The 17,742-nt window shown below is 74.0% G+C and carries 15 protein-coding genes; 10 read left to right on the top strand and 5 right to left on the bottom strand.

The features are described from left to right. Positions 1 to 214 precede the first annotated feature (214 nt). From ACFQ6N_RS19935 to ACFQ6N_RS19920, 4 genes are all read left to right on the top strand, one after another. Positions 215 to 1,477: a MurT ligase domain-containing protein gene (locus ACFQ6N_RS19935; protein WP_380650490.1), complete on the top strand. Its 1,263-nt coding sequence runs from the start codon at positions 215 to 217 to the stop codon at positions 1,475 to 1,477. A 46-nt stretch (positions 1,478 to 1,523) separates the two neighbouring features. Continuing rightward, entirely contained in the window at positions 1,524 to 2,252 is a 729-nt protein-coding gene (locus ACFQ6N_RS19930; RefSeq protein WP_380650488.1) for a type 1 glutamine amidotransferase, read from the top strand. Positions 2,253 to 2,605: 353 nt separating this feature from the next. After that, positions 2,606 to 3,631, top strand: coding sequence for a 6-phosphofructokinase (locus ACFQ6N_RS19925; protein ID WP_380650486.1), 1,026 nt, complete (start codon positions 2,606 to 2,608; stop codon positions 3,629 to 3,631). A gap of 156 nt (positions 3,632 to 3,787) precedes the next feature. After that, positions 3,788 to 4,783: a 2-hydroxyacid dehydrogenase gene (locus ACFQ6N_RS19920; RefSeq protein ID WP_380650484.1), complete on the top strand. Its 996-nt coding sequence runs from the start codon at positions 3,788 to 3,790 to the stop codon at positions 4,781 to 4,783. Between the two features lie 4 nt (positions 4,784 to 4,787). Here the strand turns inward: ACFQ6N_RS19920 and ACFQ6N_RS19915 are convergent, their stop codons facing one another. Next, positions 4,788 to 5,840: an NAD-dependent epimerase/dehydratase family protein gene (locus ACFQ6N_RS19915; RefSeq protein ID WP_380650482.1), complete on the bottom strand. Its 1,053-nt coding sequence runs from the start codon at positions 5,838 to 5,840 to the stop codon at positions 4,788 to 4,790. A gap of 201 nt (positions 5,841 to 6,041) precedes the next feature. Between ACFQ6N_RS19915 and ACFQ6N_RS19910 the strand changes: the two genes are divergently transcribed. After that, entirely contained in the window at positions 6,042 to 7,064 is a 1,023-nt protein-coding gene (locus tag ACFQ6N_RS19910) for a cytochrome c oxidase assembly protein (RefSeq protein ID WP_380650530.1), read from the top strand. Between the two features lie 123 nt (positions 7,065 to 7,187). After that, positions 7,188 to 7,775 carry a YdcF family protein gene (locus tag ACFQ6N_RS19905; protein WP_380650480.1) on the top strand — a complete coding sequence of 196 codons (588 nt, stop codon included), beginning with the start codon at positions 7,188 to 7,190 and terminating at the stop codon, positions 7,773 to 7,775. 137 nt (positions 7,776 to 7,912) lie between these two features. Here the strand turns inward: ACFQ6N_RS19905 and ACFQ6N_RS19900 are convergent, their stop codons facing one another. Beyond that, positions 7,913 to 10,132 carry an NADP-dependent isocitrate dehydrogenase gene (locus tag ACFQ6N_RS19900; RefSeq protein WP_380650478.1) on the bottom strand — a complete coding sequence of 740 codons (2,220 nt, stop codon included), beginning with the start codon at positions 10,130 to 10,132 and terminating at the stop codon, positions 7,913 to 7,915. Between the two features lie 389 nt (positions 10,133 to 10,521). Between ACFQ6N_RS19900 and ACFQ6N_RS19895 the strand changes: the two genes are divergently transcribed. Continuing rightward, positions 10,522 to 10,827: an SAV_915 family protein gene (locus ACFQ6N_RS19895; protein ID WP_380650476.1), complete on the top strand. Its 306-nt coding sequence runs from the start codon at positions 10,522 to 10,524 to the stop codon at positions 10,825 to 10,827. Continuing rightward, positions 10,824 to 11,150, top strand: a complete 327-nt coding sequence (locus tag ACFQ6N_RS19890) for a hypothetical protein (protein ID WP_380650474.1) — start codon at positions 10,824 to 10,826, stop codon at positions 11,148 to 11,150. Before ACFQ6N_RS19895 ends, ACFQ6N_RS19890 begins: the two co-directional genes overlap by 4 nt. Positions 11,151 to 11,209: 59 nt before the next feature. On the opposite strand, the gene ACFQ6N_RS19885 is transcribed toward ACFQ6N_RS19890, so the two are convergent. Continuing rightward, positions 11,210 to 11,470 carry a hypothetical protein gene (locus ACFQ6N_RS19885; RefSeq protein ID WP_380650472.1) on the bottom strand — a complete coding sequence of 87 codons (261 nt, stop codon included), beginning with the start codon at positions 11,468 to 11,470 and terminating at the stop codon, positions 11,210 to 11,212. A gap of 143 nt (positions 11,471 to 11,613) precedes the next feature. Next, positions 11,614 to 12,576, bottom strand: coding sequence for an EamA family transporter (locus ACFQ6N_RS19880; RefSeq protein WP_380650470.1), 963 nt, complete (start codon positions 12,574 to 12,576; stop codon positions 11,614 to 11,616). 285 nt (positions 12,577 to 12,861) lie between these two features. Between ACFQ6N_RS19880 and ACFQ6N_RS19875 the strand changes: the two genes are divergently transcribed. Both ACFQ6N_RS19875 and ACFQ6N_RS19870 read left to right on the top strand, forming a co-directional pair. Continuing rightward, on the top strand, positions 12,862 to 13,788 hold the full coding sequence (locus ACFQ6N_RS19875; protein ID WP_380650468.1) for a serine/threonine dehydratase: 927 nt from the start codon (positions 12,862 to 12,864) through the stop codon (positions 13,786 to 13,788). A 298-nt stretch (positions 13,789 to 14,086) separates the two neighbouring features. Then, positions 14,087 to 15,748 carry an APC family permease gene (locus ACFQ6N_RS19870; RefSeq protein ID WP_380650466.1) on the top strand — a complete coding sequence of 554 codons (1,662 nt, stop codon included), beginning with the start codon at positions 14,087 to 14,089 and terminating at the stop codon, positions 15,746 to 15,748. Positions 15,749 to 15,816: 68 nt separating this feature from the next. On the opposite strand, the gene ACFQ6N_RS19865 is transcribed toward ACFQ6N_RS19870, so the two are convergent. Next, positions 15,817 to 17,442 (bottom strand): FAD-dependent oxidoreductase, encoded by a 1,626-nt coding sequence (locus tag ACFQ6N_RS19865; protein ID WP_380650464.1) that lies wholly within the window; start codon positions 17,440 to 17,442, stop codon positions 15,817 to 15,819. Between the last annotated feature and the right edge of the window lie 300 nt (positions 17,443 to 17,742).

Here is a 17,742-nt window from a genome sequence, read left to right as displayed (position 1 = left end):
CGTCCGCGGGCGTCCTGAAGGGACAGAGGCTCCGTCCGTACACCGCCCTCCTTGACGGCCCGTCAACAGCCCCCGCCGCCCCGTCGCAGCAGGCGGCACGGGGTCCGGTTCGTCCGGCCGGACGACGGAGTCGGTAGGCTGAGCCCCGTCCCCGCCGCCCGACGGCCCGTTATCCGGCCCTGGGCGGTGCCGCAGCAAGGAGGAACCACTGAGCATGGCAGGCACCGAATCGGAGCCCACAGGCGCACGCGACGCCTCGCTGCCGGCCCGCGCCAAGATCGCTGTCACGGCCGGCCGGGTCGCCGCCGCCGTGTCGCGCAAGGCCGGACGCGGGAGCGGCTCGGTGATCGGCGGCAAGGTCGCCCTCAGGCTCGACCCCGACCTGCTCGCCACCCTCGCCGACCACCTCGACGTCGTCCTGGTCAGCGCGACCAACGGCAAGACCACCACCACCCGCCTGATCGCCGAGGCGCTGCGCGCCGCCGGCCCGGTGGTCTCCAACGCCCTCGGCGCCAACATGCCGGCCGGCATCACCTCCGCCCTGGCGGGCGGCACGGAGGCCCGCTTCGGCGTGATCGAGGTCGACGAGAAGTACCTGGCGACGGTCGCCCGCGACACCCGCCCCAAGGCGATCGCCCTGCTCAACCTCTCCCGCGACCAGCTCGACCGCGCCGCCGAGACCCGGATGATGGCCGAGAAGTGGCGCGAGGGCCTCCAGGACACCGAGGCCGTGGTCATCGCCAACGCCGACGACCCGCTGGTGACCTGGGCCGCCTCCTCCTGCAAGAAGGTGGTCTGGGTGGCCGCCGGACAGGCGTGGAAGGAGGACGCCTGGTCCTGCCCCGCCTGCGGCGGTGTGATGCAGCGCCCCGGCGACGACTGGTTCTGCCAGGAGTGCGGCTTCCGTCGCCCCAACCCGCACTGGGCGCTCCAGGGCACCCACGTGATCGACCCGCAGCGCGGCGCCTGGCCGATCCAGCTCCAGCTGCCGGGCCGGGCCAACCTGGCCAACGCCACCAGCTCCGCCGCCGTCGCCGCCGTGTTCGGCGTCTCCCCCCAGGTCGCCCTGGAGCGGATGCGCTCGGTGAGCGCCGTGGCCGGCCGCTACGACGTGGTCCAGTACCAGGGCCGGGACATCCGCCTGCTGCTGGCCAAGAACCCGGCCGGCTGGCTGGAGACCTTCTCGCTGATCGACGGCCCGCCCGCCCCGGTGATCCTCTCCGTCAACGCCCTCGACGCCGACGGCACCGACACCTCCTGGCTGTGGGACGTCGACTACGAGCGCCTCGCCGGGCACCCGGTCTTCGTGATGGGCCAGCGCAAGCTGGACCTGGCCGTCCGCCTGGAGGTCGCCGGGCTGCAGTTCCACGTGGTGGACACCCTGGAGCAGGCCGTCCGGATGGCCCCGCCCGGCCGGATCGAGGCCATCGCCAACTACACCGCCTTCCAGCAGCTGCGGAAGGTCGTGGCCGGCTGATGCCGCGCCCGCACACCAGTCTTTTCGTGACGGAAGGCCTTCGAGGATGAGTGAGAGCAGCCTGCGCGTGGTCTGGGTCTACCCGGACCTGCTCAGCACCTACGGCGACCGGGGCAACGCCCTGGTCGTGGAGCGCCGGGCCCGCCAGCGCCATCTCAACGTGACCCGGATCGACGTCCGCTCCGACCAGGCGATCCCCACCAGCGGGGACATCTACCTGATCGGCGGCGGCGAGGACCGCCCGCAGCGGCTCGCCGCCGAGCGGCTGCGCGCCGACAGCGGCCTGGTGCGGGCCGCCGAGAACGGCGCGATCATCTTCGGTGTCTGCGCCGGCTTCCAGATCATGGGCCACGAGTTCATCAACGACCTCGGCGAGCGCGAGCCCGGCCTGGGCCTGCTCGACGTCTGGACCGCCCGCGGCGAGGGCGCCCGCTGCGTCGGCGACGTGCTCGCCGACGTCGACCCCCGGCTCGGCCTGCCGCAGCTGACGGGCTTCGAGAACCACCAGGGCGTCACCCACCTCGGCCAGGGCGTCCAGCCCTTCGCCACCGTCAGCGTCGGCCGGGGCAACGGCACCGGCGACGGCACCGAGGGCGCCTGGCGGGACACCGTCTTCGGCACCTACCTGCACGGCCCGGTGCTGGCCCGCAACCCCGCCGTGGCCGACCTGCTGATCAAGCTGGCGCTGGACGTCAACGCCCTGCCGCCGGCCGACACCACCTGGTACGACGCGCTGCGCGCCGAGCGCATCGCGGCCGCGACGCGCCCCGCCTAGTACGTCCGGCCGCCCCGGCCCGGGTGCCCGCGATGCGGTCACCCGGCCCGCGGGCGGTCCCGGACGTACGACAATGGGGCTGCCTACTGCACACCCTCCTCGGCAGCAGGCTGCACTTCCGCGCGGGGGCGCCGACGGCGCCGTCCCCCGCGTCGGCTCCTGCCCGGCCGGACCAGGGGCCGTATGCTCGACTTCGCGGCCGTTTTCGGACGTTCTGTCCGGATCGGCCGGTCCTTCACCCCACGGCCACCTCCCCGCCGCCCCGGCGTGGGAGTGCCCCGTTACGGTGACGGCTCGTCGTCCCAGCCTGTGGTCCGGCCGTTCCTCGGTTCTGCTCGGGAGTTGCAAAGCTAATGCGTATCGGAGTGCTGACCAGCGGCGGTGACTGCCCCGGCCTCAACGCGGTGATCCGATCCGTGGTCCACCGGGGGGTGGTCGACCACGGCGACGAGATCATCGGGTTCGAGGACGGGTGGCGCGGATTCCTGGAGGGCCACCACCGCCCCCTGACCCTGGACTCGGTGAGCGGCATCCTCGCCCAGGGCGGCACCATCCTCGGCTCCTCCCGGGTCCAGCCGAGCCACCTGCGGGACGGCGTCGAACGGGCCAAGAAGTACTGCGCGGACCTCGGCCTGGACGCGGTCATCCCGATCGGCGGCGAGGGCACCCTGAAGGCCGCCAAGCTGATGAGCGACGCGGGCCTGCCGATCGTCGGCGTGCCGAAGACCATCGACAACGACATCGCCGCCACCGACGTGACCTTCGGCTTCGACACCGCCGTCTCGGTCGCCACCGAGGCACTGGACCGGCTGAAGACCACCGCCGAGTCGCACCAGCGGGTCATGGTCGTCGAGGTCATGGGCCGGCACACCGGCTGGATCGCGCTGAACGCGGGCATGGCGGCCGGCGCGCACGCCATCGTCGTCCCGGAGCGCCCGTTCCACATCGACAAGCTCACCGCCGTCGTCCGCGAGCGCTTCGACCGCCAGAAGAAGTTCGCCATCGTCGTCTGCGCCGAGGGCGCCAAGCCCGAGCCCGGCACGATGCACTGGGAGGAGGGCACCAAGGACATCTACGGGCACGAGCGCTTCACCGGCATCGCCACGCAGCTCTCCAGCGAGCTGGAGCACCGCCTCGGCAAGGAGGCCCGCCCGGTCATCCTCGGCCACACCCAGCGCGGCGGCACCCCCACCGCCTACGACCGGGTGCTCGCCACCCGCTTCGGCTGGCACGCCGTCGAGGCCGTCCACAAGGGCGCCTTCGGGCACATCACCGCGCTGCAGGGCACCAACATCAACCTGGTGCCGCTGGCGGAGGCCGTCGCCGAGCTGAAGACCGTCCCGCAGGAGCGCTACCAGGAGGCCGAGACGGTCCTCTGACCGTCCGCCCCACCGAGGGCCCCCGGACCCGCCGTACGGTCCGGGGGCCCTCGCGCACCCGCCGGGCGCCCGCGCGCCGCGCCCGCTAGCGTGGCCGCAGACGTGCTCGCAGAGGCGCCCGCAGGGGCCGCGGGGCCGGACCAGGAGGGACCGCGCATGGAGATCCTCGCGTACGGGGTGCAGGCGGACGAACGGCCGCTGCTGGCGGCGGCCTTCGCCGGCCGGCACGGACTGCGCTGCCTGGAGATGTTCCTGAACCGGGACACCGCCCCGCTGGCCGCCGGCCACCCGGTCGTCAGCAGCAGCGTCAACGCCGTCCTGGACGCCGAGACCCTCGCCGTCCTCGCCGACGGCGGGACCAAGCTGATCGCCCAGCGCTCCACCGGCTTCAACAACATCGACCTCGACGCCGCCGCCGGACTCGGCCTCACCGTCGCCCGGGTCTCCCACTACAGCCCGTACGCCGTCGCCGAGCACGCCTGGGCCCTCGCCCTCGCCGTCAACCGCCGCCTCACCCGGGCCGCCACCCGCACCCGCGAGTTCGACTTCCGCCTCGACGGCCTGCTCGGCCGGGACATCCACGGGATGACGGTCGGCGTGATCGGCACCGGCAAGATCGGCGAGTGCTTCGCCCGGATCGCCGCCGGCTTCGGCACCGAACTGCTCGGCTGGGACATCGCCGAGAACCCGGCCTGCCGGGACCTCGGCATGACCTACACCGAACTGCCCGAACTGCTCACCCGCGCCGACCTGGTCAGCCTGCACGTGCCCCTGCTGCCGGCCACCCGCCACCTGATCGACGGGGCGGCGCTGGCCCGGATGAAGGACGACGCCATCCTCGTCAACTCCAGCCGCGGCGGCCTGGTCGACAGCGCCGCCCTGGTCGAGACGCTGCGCGCCGGGCGGCTGTCCGGCGTCGGCCTGGACGTGTACGAGGAGGAGACCGGCGTCTTCTTCACCGACCGCTCGATCGAGGGCATCACCGACGACACCCTCGCCCGCCTCGTCACCTTCCCCCAGGTCCTGGTCACCAGCCACCAGGCCTACTTCACCCGCACCGCCGTCGGCCAGATCATCGACGCCACCGCCCGCAACATCGACGACTTCGCCGCCGGCCGGCGAAACGAGAACACCCTCGTCCCGAGGGCCTAGTCGGTCAGCCGGACTGCCCGAGCACCTCGCGGTACCAGGCCGCGGCTTCCGGGAGGCGGGCCAGCGGGCCGGGGCCGGGCGGGCAGCCGGCCTGGCGCCAGACGGAATCGCTGCGGTACCAGTGGTCGCGGGCGACCATGGCGAACTGGCGCTCGGAGACCCGGCCGGGCGCGGCGGCCAGCAGCCGGCGGCACTCCTCCCACGGCACGGCAGGGCCGTCCAAGCCGGGCAGCAGGCCGAGCGCGGCCAGGGCGTCGAGCAGGTCACCGGAACGGACCGGGGCGGGGTGGGAGGCGTGGTGGACGCCGGGCGGGGCGGTGTGGTCGTCCAGGGCGAGCGCGGTGACCAGCCGGGCCAGGTCGGTGCGGTCCACCACCGAGAGCCGGGCGTCCCCGCCCTCCCAACGGACCGGCACCCGGCGGACCACCTCGGCCAGCGAGGGCACCACCCAGCGGTCGCCCGCCCCGGTCACCAGGCCGGGGCGCAGCACGTACGCGCCGGCCTCCAGGGCGTGGCGCTCGCCGAGCAGCCGGGTGCGGCTGGCCTCGGAGACCGGGGCGGGGGGCACCTCGTCCACGTCGATGCCCGCGTGCGGGCCCTCGCCGTACACCGCCGTGGTCGAGAGGTGGACGATCCGGCGCACCCCGGCGCGGGTGGCGGCGGCCATCAGGGCGGCCGTGCCCCGGACGTTGGCGGCCTCGCAGTCCTCGGCGCAGCCGTCGACCCGGGCGGCGAGGTGGACCAGCACCCCGGCGCCCGCGCAGAGCGCCGCCAGGCCCGTCCCGTCGACGAGGTCGCCGGGCACCCAGTCGGTGCCGGGAGCGGCGCTCCGGGGCGGTCTGCGGGCCAGCGCGCGGACCCGGACGCCGCGTGCCCGGAGGGCCGCCAGCACTCCGGAGCCGATGAAGCCGGTCGCCCCGGTCAGCGCGACCGCGGTCCCCGTCGCGGGTCCGCGCGCCGTCGCGGCACGGGGTCGTGCCGCCGTGCCCGCTTCGGCCGCCGTGTCCGGTGCCGTCGCCGTGTCCGGTGCCGTCGCCCTGCCTGGTGCCGTCGTCATGCCTGGGCCTCCCTGCCGACCGGCCGGTCAGTCTAGCCAGCGGGCGGCCCGGTGGGGAGACACCCGTTCGGAGGGGGCGGGGGTATGCGCGAGGTAAGGCCCACCTAGGCTGTATGCCAAGCAAACGGGGCGAACCGGACCCGATCCAGGCAGCACGAGGACGGAAAGCAGGACCCGCCGATGGGCGACGGAATGTCAGGCATGCACCACCACGGCGGGATGACCCAGCTAGGCCCGTTCACCTTCTCCAACGTGTGGACCTGGTCCCCCGACTGGGTGTTCCTGCTCGCCGGCCTGGTCCTCCTGGGGCTCTACGCGGCGGGTGTGGTCCGGCTGTACCGGCGCGGCGACCGCTGGCCGGTCGGCCGGATGGTCGGCTGGGCGGCCGGCGTCGCCACCATGCTGCTGGTGACCTGCACCGGGCTGAACGACTACGGCATGGTGCTGTTCAGCGCGCACATGATCCAGCACATGGTGCTGTCCATGCTGACGCCAATCCTGCTGCTGCTCGGCGCCCCGATCACGCTGTCGCTGCGTGCGCTGCGCCCGGCGGGCAAGGGCCGCCCGCGCGGGCCGCGCGAGCTGCTGGTGGCGCTGCTGCACAGCCGGTACGTCCGGGTGATCTCGCACCCGGCGTTCACCATCCCGATGTTCATCGCCAGCCTGTACGGGGTCTACTTCACCCCGGCGTTCGACTTCCTGATGCAGTACCGCCTCGGGCACATCTTCATGATGGTGCACTTCCTCATGACCGGTCTGACCTTCTTCTGGCCGATCATGGGCGTCGACCCGGGCCCGCACCGCCCGGGCCACGTGATGCGGATCATCGAGCTGTTCATGGGGATGCCGTTCCACGCCTTCTTCGGCGTGGCGGTGATGATGGCCGGCCACCCGCTGGTCACCACCTTCACCCCGGAGGGGTCGCCGCCCGGGACGAACCTGCTGGAGGACCAGAAGCTGGCCGGCGGCATCACCTGGGCGTTCGGCGAGATCCCGACCGCGATCGTGCTGATCGCCCTGGTCTACCAGTGGATGGGCTCCGAGCAGCGGCAGGCCCGCCGCAGCGACCGCGCCGAGGAGCGGTCCGGCGACGCCGAGCTGGAGGCGTACAACGCCTACCTGGCCTCGCTGCACAAGCACGACCGGCGGCCGGGCGCGGGTACCGCCCCGGGCGCCCCGACGGCCCCCGCCGCGTCGGCCGCGCCCGTCGCCGAGGCCGGCTGAGCCCTGCGCCGCCACCGCGGAACCACCGTTCCCGGGAACCCCCGTTCCGCCACCGGAACGGGGGTTCCGCCGTTTCGGCCCTGGTCCCGGAACGAGGATTCCGCCGGATGCGTTCGAACCGGTATGCGCGTCCTGCTGAAAACCGTGGTCCTGCTCTGCGGGTACGTCCTGCTCTCGCTGCTCGGCTTCCTCGGCCTGGCGCTGCGCGGGCGCCACCGGCCCGTGCCGCTCGGCGCCGACTACCTGGTGGTCCTGGGCGCCGCGCTGGACGGCTGCGAGCCCGCGCCGACGCTGGCCGCCCGGCTGGACGCCGCGCTGGAGCACCTCGACGCCGAAGCGGACGCCGGGTACGCCCCGCTGGTCCTGGTGACCGGCGGCAAGGGCCCGCACGAGCGGTGCACCGAGGCCGCCGCGATGGCCCGCTACCTGATCGCCCGGGGCGTCCCGGCCGAGCGGATCCGGCGCGAGGAGCGGGCCGTGAACACGGCCGAGAACCTCCGCTTCAGCGCGGCGCTGATGGCCGCAGAGCGTCCCGGCTACCGGTGCACGGTGGTCACCAGCGGCTTCCACACGGTCCGCTCCGCGCTCGCCGCCCGCCGGGCCGGCGCCCCCGCCGAGGTGCTGGCCGCGGACGGCCCGCTGGCGCACGGCCCGTACCTGCTGCTGCGCGAGGCGGTCGGCACCGCGCTGGCCCTGTTCGGCCGGGTCTGAGCGGCCCCGCCGCCGGGCCGCCGCGCGGGCGGACACGCGAGGAGGCCCCCGGGTACCGCGATTCGCGGTACCCGGGGGCCTCCCGGTGCTACGGCTGCGGCCGTCCCCGACCGGCTCCGGCCGGGGCGCCGCCCGGATCAGCCGAGGTTGGCGAGCGCCTCGTTGAAGGTCTTCGACGGGCGCATCACGGCGGCGGCCTTGGCCGGGTCCGGCTGGTAGTAGCCGCCGAGGTCGACCGCCGAGCCCTGGACGGAGTTCAGCTCCTCGACGATGGCCTGCTCCTGCTCGGTCAGCGCCTTGGCGAGGCCCTCGAACGCCTGCGCCAGCTCGGCGTCGGCGGTCTGCTTGGCCAGCTCCTGGGCCCAGTAGGTGGCCAGGTAGAAGTGGCTGCCGCGGTTGTCGATGCCACCGAGGCGGCGGCTCGGCGACTTGTCCTCGTTGAGGAAGGTGCCGGTGGCGCGGTCCAGGGTGTCGGCCAGCACCTGGGCGCGGGCGTTGCCGGTGGTGGTGGCCAGGTGCTCGAAGCTGGCGGCCAGCGCGAAGAACTCGCCCAGGCTGTCCCAGCGCAGGTAGTTCTCCTTGACCAGCTGCTGGACGTGCTTCGGGGCGGAGCCGCCGGCGCCGGTCTCGAACAGGCCGCCGCCCGCCATCAGCGGGACGACCGACAGCATCTTGGCGCTGGTGCCCAGCTCCAGGATCGGGAACAGGTCGGTCAGGTAGTCGCGCAGCACGTTGCCGGTCACCGAGATGGTGTTCTCGCCGCGGCGGATGCGCTCCAGCGAGAACGCGGTGGCCTCGACCGGGGACTTGATCTCGATCTGCAGGCCGGCGGTGTCGTGCTCCGGCAGGTACTGCTTGACCTTCTCGATCAGCACCGCGTCGTGGGCGCGGTCCGCGTCCAGCCAGAACACGGCCGGGTCGCCGGTGGCACGGGCGCGGGTGACGGCCAGCTTGACCCAGTCCTGGATCGGCAGGTCCTTGGTCTGGCAGGCGCGGAAGATGTCGCCCGGCTGGACGGCCTGCTCCAGCACGACGTTGCCCTCGGCGTCGACCAGGCGCACGGTGCCGGCGGCGGCGACCTCGAAGGTCTTGTCGTGGGAGCCGTACTCCTCGGCCTTCTGGGCCATCAGGCCGACGTTCGGCACCGAGCCGATGGTGGCCGGGTCCAGGGCGCCGTTGACGCGGCAGTCGTCGATGACGGCCTGGTAGACGCCGGAGTAGCTGCTGTCGGGCAGCACAGCGAGGGTGTCGGCCTCCTGGCCGTCCGGGCCCCACATGTGGCCGGAGGTGCGGATCATGGCCGGCATCGAGGCGTCGACGATGACGTCGCTCGGCACGTGCAGGTTGGTGATGCCCTTGTCGGAGTCGACCATGGCCAGGGCCGGGCCCTCGGCCAGCTCGGCCTCGAAGGAGGCCTTGATCGCGGCGCCCTCGGCCAGCGCGTCCAGACCGGCCAGGATGCCGCCGAGGCCGTTGTTCGGGTTCAGGCCCGCGGCCGTCAGCGCCGCGCCGTACGCGGCGAAGGTCTTCGGGAAGAAGGCGCGCACGACGTGGCCGAAGATGATCGGGTCGGAGACCTTCATCATGGTGGCCTTGAGGTGCACCGAGAACAGCACGCCCTCGGCCTTGGCGCGGGCCACCTGCGCGGCCAGGAACTCGTTCAGGGCGGCGACGTGCAGCACGGAGGCGTCGACGACCTCGCCCGCCAGCACCGGCACCTTCTCGCGGAGCACGGTGGTGGTGCCGTCCTCGCCGACGAGCTCGATGCGCAGGGCGCCGTCGGCGGCGATCACGGTCGACTTCTCGGTGGAGCGGAAGTCGTTCTCACCCATGGTGGCGACGTTGGTCTTGGACTCGGCCGACCAGGCGCCCATACGGTGCGGGTGGGTCTTGGCGTAGTTCTTGACCGACTGCGGGGCGCGGCGGTCCGAGTTGCCCTCGCGCAGGACCGGGTTGACGGCGCTGCCCTTGATCTTGTCGTAGCGGGCGCGGACGTCCTCGTCCTCGTCGGTCTGCGGGTCGTCCGGGTAGTCCGGCAGGGCGTAGCCCTGGGCCTGGAGCTCGGCGACGGCGGCCTTCAGCTGCGGCACGGAGGCCGAGACGTTCGGCAGCTTGATGATGTTGGCACCCGGGGTCTTGGCCAGCTCGCCCAGCTCGGCCAGGGCGTCGCCGATGCGCTGGGCCTCGGTCAGACGCTCCGGGAAGCTCGCGATGATCCGCCCGGCCAGGGAGATGTCACGGGTCTCCACCCGCACACCCGCGGTCGAGGCGTACGCCTGGACCACCGGCAGGAACGAGTAGGTCGCCAGGGCCGGAGCCTCGTCGGTGTGCGTATAGATGATGGTCGAGTCAGTCATCGGTACTCCGCTTCAGGTCTCCAACGTCTTGACGTCAAGATATCTCGTCACGGGCCCCGAGCTCCACCTCCCCCCGCCCCGGAGCGCGCGCCGGTGCCCTCGGGGGCGCCGCCGCAGGTCCCGTCGGAGCGCCGCCGGAGGGGGCGGCGCGGCGCCGCCGGTCGGCGGCGGGTGACGGATCCACCGTCGTCCCGGGCGGCGCGCGGGGCAACCGGAGCGTCCCCGACCAGTGGTGTAGTCCACACGGGTGACCCGAACGTCAGGAGTGCGTCAACGCACCACCCCATTCGGTCAACGCTGCGTCAGGAGCGGCGCCGACCGGGACGGGCCGACCTAGCGTCGAGGGAGCAGTTCCGGCAGGAACCACCACCCCACTCGGGAGCATCCGCATGGCCCGCGTCGTCTGGCACGTCCCGGTCACCACCTCCGGTACCGGGAGCACCACCGCCCTCCGCCTCTTCCGCCTGCGTGACGGCCGCCGCTGCGCGGTCGGCTTCTCCAGCCCCGAGGCCCTCGCCGCCCTCCTCGGACCGGACCAGGCCCGCACCGAGCTCAGCGAGCCCGCCCTGCGCGACCTGACCGCCCCGCTCGGGGTCGACACCCTGGTGCTGGACCCGAGGCTGGTCGCCCCGCCCGTCACCGTCCCCGCCGTACCGATCGCCCCGGCCCCGACCGCACAGCTCCAGCACCGGTGACGGCCCCGCTCCGGCTCCTCCCGGCGGGCCCCGCCACCGAGGAGCACCCCCGGCCGGCCCGGGCCCTGCACGCGATCGCCCGGATCAGTCACGGCCCGGTCCCGCTCGACTTCGACCGGCTGGCGGCCGAGTTCCCCGCCGTCCAGAGCGGCCTCGCGCTGGCCGGCGAGGCCGACCTGGAACTGCGCCTCGCGTGCACCGGCCCGGAGGAGTTGCGGACGATCGCCGCCGCGCTCCACCGGGCCGGCGCCGCCCGGGTCCGCATCGACCTGGTTCTGCGCTCGCTCACCCCGGCCCCGGTGACCCTGCGGCCGGTGCCGTGAGGTGCGCCCCGCCCTGAGCCGCACCCACACCCGCACCCGCACCCGCCCCGGGGGGTGGCTCACTCCTCGCCGGGGCGCGGGTCGGGGTTGATCGCCTGGTAGTCGATGGGCTGGCCCCAGGCGTCGTCGCCGACCGCCGCGGTGCAGTAGCCGCTGCCCTCGACGTGCCCTCCCGCGCCCCGGCACTGCTCGGCGGTGACGTCCCGGCGCCCGGTCGCCGCCGCCGGGACAGCGGCGGCGACCACGGCGCCGGCGGCGGTGGTCAGCAGGAGGACGGACGCGGCGGTGACGGCCACCCGGGCCGGGAGTGAGCGGTTCATGCGGACCACGACAGCACGGCCGCGCACCCCCGGCGACCACAGGGCGCCCGCCCGGGTGGCCGCCGGGCCGACCCGCCGGGAACGGCCCGGCGGCCGGCCCCACAGCCAGGCACGGCCGACCCCACAGCCGGGCTACGGCGGGGCTACGGCCGGGCCAGCGCCGCGATCGCCGCGAGCAGCAGCGCCGAACCCGCCAGCAGGCCGGCCGTGACCGGCTCGCCGAGGAACAGCACGCCGATCACCGCCGCGGTGGCCGGCTCCAGCAGCACCAGCACCGCCGCCGTCGTGCCCGGCACGGCCGTCAGCCCGCTGAAGTACCAGCGGTAGGCGAGCAGGGTGGGCACCGTGCCGAGGAAGAACAGCGCGCCGCCGGTCACCGCCGGGTCGCCGGCCGTCGGCAGGACGCCCTGGGCGGCGGCGAGCGGGAGCAGGCAGAGCAGCCCGGTGGTGAAGGCGCCGGTGCCGGCCCGGGCCGATCCGCCGCCCCGGGCCCACAGGGTGAGGCCGCTCTGGCCCGCGCCCGCGAGGACGGCCAGGGCGACGCCCAGGGCCGGGCGCGGGCCGGAGGCCGGAGCGGCGACCAGCAGGGCGAGGCCGCCGAGCGCCAGGGCCACCGCGGTGAGCGCACGGCGGGTGAGCCGCTCGCCGAGCAGCAGATGCGCCCCGAGGCTGGTGAGCACCGGCCCGGCGCCGATGGTGATGAGGGTGCCGAGCCCCAGTCCCGCGTAGTGCACGGAACCGAAGTAGGCGCACTGGCTGACCGCCAGCCCGAGGCCGGTCAGCACGGCGGCGCCGCACCGGGCGGTGTCGGGCCGGCCGCGCCCCCACCGGACGGCGGCCCAGGGGACGGCGCCCCACCGGACGGCGGCCCAGGGGATGGCATCCCGGCGGACGGTTTCCCGGCCGGCCCGGCGGCGCCCGCCGGTCGGCAGCAGCGCCAGGCAGAGCGCCGCGACGCCGAAGCGCCAGCAGGAGACGGCCACCGGGCCGAGCCCGCTGGTGCGCATCAGCAGCGCCGCCACGGCACCGCCCGCGCCCCAGGCGACGGCGGCGGCGGAAATGGACAACAGGCCGTGCCGGAAGGGCACGGCGGCGTAGGAGGTCATGCGTCGGTACTCCACGATGAGATGCCGGTCGGGTCCGCTGGGCGTGCGGGCGGCAGTCATCGCCCCGGTGGCGGACGGAGTCCGGCCGACCGGGGTGGGTGGAGCGGGCCGCCCGCTAGCGGGCCGGCGGCGGGAGGATCACGAAACGCATGGGCTCAGCCTACGCCCGGGGCCGTCCCCGTGGACGGCCGTGATCTCCCCCTCCGGCCCGCCACGTACCGTCGGACCCGGACGGGACGTCGCCTCGACGCCCCTTCGACACCCCCGGCGAAGGAGCAGGACAGCATGGACCAGCTGACGTACGAACAGGTAGAGGCCGCCGGGCAGCGGATCGCCGGGCGGGTGCGCCCGGTCGCGGTGGCGCCGGGGGACGACGGCGGTCGGACCTGGCTGGCGCTGGAGTTCCTCCAGCACACCGGCAGCTTCAAGGCGCGCGGCGCGCAGAACTTCCTGCTGGCGCACGCCGAGGCGGGCACCCTCCCGGACGCCGGCGTCACCATCGCCTCGGGCGGCAACGCCGGATTGGCCTGCGCCTGGGCGGCGCGCGAACTCGGCGTCCGCGCAACGGTGTTCCTGCCGGAGACGGCCTCCCCGGTGAAGCTGGCGAGGCTGCGCTCGTACGGTGCCGACGTGCGGCTGACGGGCCGTGAGTACGCGGAGGCGCTGGCCGCGTGCGAGGAGTTCGCGGCGGGCAGCGGGGCACTGGCCTCGCACGCCTACGACCACCCGCTGATCGCCGCCGGCGCGGGGACCGTCCTGGCGGAGATCCGCGACCAGGTGCCCGGGCTGGACACCGTGGTGGTGTCGGTGGGCGGCGGCGGGCTGTTCGCCGGCGTGGCCGTGGCGGCCCGCGCGCACGGCGTCCGGGTGCTCGCGGTGGAGCCGGCCGGCAGCCGCGCCCTGAACGCCGCCCTGGCCGCCGGCCGCCCGGTGGACGTGCCGGTCGACTCCGTCGCCCAGGACGCGCTCGGCGCCCGGCGCGCCACCGCGCTGGCCGTCGGGGCCGCCGGGTACGAGGGCGTCCGGTCCGTCCTGGTGGACGAGGAGGCGATCGTGCGCGCCCGCCGCCGGCTGTGGGAGGACCACCGGATCGCCGTCGAGTACGCGGCGTCCACGGCCCTCGCCGCGCTGGACCAAGCCGACGGGGAGCGTGTCGCCGTGCTCCTGTGCGGCGCCAACACCGACCCGTCCGACCTGGTGGAGCGGGCGTAGTCCGGGCCGCTGTGCGGCCCGGCGCATCGCTATACGGATAAAGCCATTTCCATAACGCGCCGGGCCGTCAATAATGCGGCCTCGCGAGGGTTTGCTCAATTGATGCTCAAATGCTGGACCTACTCGCGAGTCACGTAACAGACAACTGAACAGACAGCCACCTACCTGCACGGATATCCGGCAAAGAAAGTAAACATTCAGTAATGAAATCTGTGCAGAGCTCTATGAATAGCCCTACTGTGTGGCAACTCTCCGCGCTCCGCCCACCCCGGAGTCCCCCCACACAGAGAGATCGCCCATGGCTTCCCTCAACCAGATCTCGCCGCCCGGCCAGAGCACCGGCTCCGACTCGGGGACCACCCACCGGTCGCTCAACCGCCATGTCGGACTCATCGGCCTCATGTGGGCCTCGGTCGGTTCGATCATCGGCTCCGGCTGGCTCTTCGGCGCGAAGAACGGCGTGGTCGCCGCCGGACCGGCGGCCGTCATCTCCTGGGGCATCGGCGCGGTCGCGATCGTGCTGCTCGCGCTCGTGCACGCCGAACTCGGCGGGCTCTTCCCCGTCGCCGGCGGCACCGCGCGCTACCCCCACTACGCCTTCGGCGGCCTGGCCGGCATGTCCTTCGGCTGGTTCTCCTGGCTCCAGGCCGCCACCGTCGCCCCGATCGAGGTCGAGGCGATGATCGGCTACGCCAAGGACTGGCCGTGGGCCGGAAACCTCCTGAACGCCGACAACACCCTCACCACCAGCGGGTTCATCGTCGCGACGCTGCTCATGGCGGTGTTCGTCGCGGTCAACTTCCTCGGCGTGAAGGCGCTCGCCCGGACCAACAGCGTCGCCACCTGGTTGAAGATCTTCGTGCCACTGTTCACGATCTTCGTCCTGGCGATCACCAACTTCCACGGGTCCAACTTCACCTCGCACGGCTTCGCCCCGTTCGGCGCCAAGGGCGTGCTCGCCGCGATCAGCACCAGCGGCATCATCTTCGCGCTGCTCGGCTTCGAGCAGGCCATCCAGATCGCCGGCGAGAGCCGCAACCCCAAGCGCGACATCCCCCGCGCGGTGCTCGGCTCGGTCGCCATCGGCACCCTGATCTACACCCTGCTGCAGGTGGTCTTCATCGGCGCCCTGCCGGTCAGCGCCTTCGCCAACGGCTGGGACAAGCTCGACTTCCCCGGCATCGACGGCCCCTTCGCGGGCCTGGCCACCCTGGTCGGCCTCGGCTGGCTCGCCTGGGTGCTCAAGGTCGACGCGGTGATCTCCCCCGCCGGCACCGGCCTGATCTACACCACCTCCACCTCGCGCATCTCCTACGGCCTGAGCCGCAACGGCTACGCCCCGCAGAAGTTCGAGCAGCTGGACCGGAACGGCGTGCCGTGGTTCGGCCTGATCGTCTCCTTCGTCACCGGCGTGATCTGCTTCCTGCCCTTCCCCAGCTGGCAGGAGCTGGTCGGCTTCATCACCTCCGCCAGCGTGCTGATGTACGCCGGCGCCCCGCTGGCCTTCGGCGCGCTGCGCCGCCGCCTGCCCGACCGCGAGCGCTCCTACCGGCTGCCGCTGGGCGGCGTAATCTCCCCGGCCGCCTTCGTGGTCTCCAGCCTGATCATCTACTGGTCCGGCTGGCACATCCTGTCCCGCCTGGGCATCGCGATCGTGCTCGGCTACCTCCTGCTCGGCGGCTACGCGGCGTACGCGATCAGGAAGGGCCTGGCCAACGCGCCGCGCCTGAACTGGAAGTCCGCCCAGTGGCTGCCGGTCTACCTGCTGGGGCTCGGCCTGATCTCCTGGCAGGGCGGCTTCGGCAACGGCACCGGCCTGATCCCGATGTGGTGGGACATGGCACTCGTCGCGGTGTTCGCGCTCGGCATCTACTACTGGGCGATCCGGGTCGCCCTGCCCGCCGAGGAGATCGAGCACGAGGTCGCCGACGTCGAGGTGGTCGACGCGGGCGGCCACTGACCCCGGCCCGGCCGACACGAAGGGGCCCGCCGGTCGCACACGACGACCGGCGGGCCCCTTCGCACGCCTCAGAGCGCCAGCACCGTCCGCAGCGCCGTACCGATCTCGGCCTCCGGGTCCAGCACCGGCCCGGGCGAGCGCCAGGCGACGAAGCCGTCCGGACGGACCAGGACCGCGCCCTGCGGGCCGATGCCGTGCAGGGCGGCGAAGTCCGCGCCCGGCTCCGGCGCCAGGTCGTCCTCGGCGCCGTCGCCGATCCGGTAGGCGTCCAGCGGCACGGCCAGCCGGTCGGCCGCGCGCCGGGCACCCGCGTGCCAGGCGGTGCCGTCGGGGCCGGTGAGCAGCACCATCGCCTGCTCGTACAGGTCCAGCGTGGAGAGCCGCACGCCCGCCCGCAGCAGCCACTGGTGCGGGGCCCGGCTGCCCGGCTCGCCCGCCGCCTCGAACTGCTCGGGGACGACCGCGCCCGAGCGGTCCGTACCGACCACCGCGCCGACCGGGTAGCGGTAGCCGAGCGCCACCGCCAGCACCCCGGCCTGCCGCCCGACACCCGGCACCACCGCGTAGCCCGGGTGGCTGTGCTCCGCGGAGCGGGCCGACGCCCGCTCGCTGGTCACCCGCGCCACCGGGCGGCGCTCCTGCCCGTACGTCTCCAGCAGCCGCGGACCGGCCCAGCCGCACAGCACGGCGGCGAGCTTCCAGGCCAGGTTGTGGGCGTCCTGGATGCCGGTGTTGGAGCCGAACGCGCCGGTCGGGGACATCTCGTGGGCGGAGTCCCCGGCGAGCAGGACCCGCCCGGCGCCGTACCGCTCGGCCACCCGCTCGGCGGCGTGCCAGGGCGCCCGGCCGGTCACCTCGACGTCCAGCTCGGGCAGGCCGACGGCGGTGCGGATGTGCCGCTCGCAGCGCTCGTCGGTGAAGGCCTCCAGCGGCTCGCCGTGCTCGGGGTGCCAGGGCGCGTGGAAGACCCACTCCTCCTGGTTGTCCACCGGCAGCAGCGCGCCGTCCGCCGCCGGGTCGGTCAGGTAGCAGGCGATGAAGTGCCGGTCCCCGACCACCTCGGCCAGCCGCTTGGACCGGAAGGTGATGCTGACGTTGTGGAACAGCTCGCCCCGGCCGCTGCGGCCGATGCCCAGCCGCTCGCGGACCGGGCTGCGCGGGCCGTCCGCCGCGACCAGGAAGTCCGAGCGCACCACCCGCTCCTCGCCGCTCTCCCGGCTGCGCAGTACCGAGGTCACCCCGTCCTCGTCCTGCTCGAAGGACATCAGCTCGGTGTTGAACCGCACGTCCCCGCCCAGGTCGCGGGTCGAGCGCAGCAGCACCGGCTCCAGGTCGTTCTGGCTGCACAGGCACCAGGAGCTGGGGCTGAACCGGGCCAGCCGGCCGCCCGGGTCGATCTCCCGGAACAGCCACTCCTGCTCGGCGCCGGTCAGCGAGGGCGCCTGGAGGATGCCGTGGTTGGGGGCGAGGACGGAGGCCGCCTCGCGGATCGCCGGCTCGATCCCGGCCACCCGGTACAGCTCCATCGTGCGGACGTTGTTGCCCCGCCCGCGCGGGTGGTAGGAGGTGTCGGCGTGCTTCTCGACCAGCAGGTGTCCGACCCCGAGCCGACCGAGGAAGAGTGACGCCGACAGCCCGACCAGCGAGCCGCCCACGATCAGGACGGGCACCCGGTCGTCGATCTTCGGATTCATCGATTGCTCCACCCTGTCAGGGGATTCCGCGGCCCGGCGACTGGACCCGGCGCCGCCCTCGTCGGGCCCGCTCAGCCGGGGGCCCCGCTCTTCCATCCCCCGCCGCGGGCCGCCTGTGCGGCCCCTTCCCCCGGATGGCCCGCAAATCTCGCGCCGAGTCGGGTGCGCCGCCCACGATCGACCTCAGGCCTGGAGCCGAACGTCCGGGCCGACCACCGTCGCACCGACCTTCCCAGGCCGGGGAGCACCCGCCGGGCACGGCCGACACGGCCCGCAGCGTGCGGCCCAGAGGAGAAAGTG

Origin of the sequence: Kitasatospora sp. NPDC056446 (genome assembly GCF_042796115.1) — a bacterium.
In the GTDB taxonomy this organism is placed as follows: domain Bacteria; phylum Actinomycetota; class Actinomycetes; order Streptomycetales; family Streptomycetaceae; genus Kitasatospora.
This window is presented reverse-complemented; position numbering and strand designations above follow the sequence as displayed.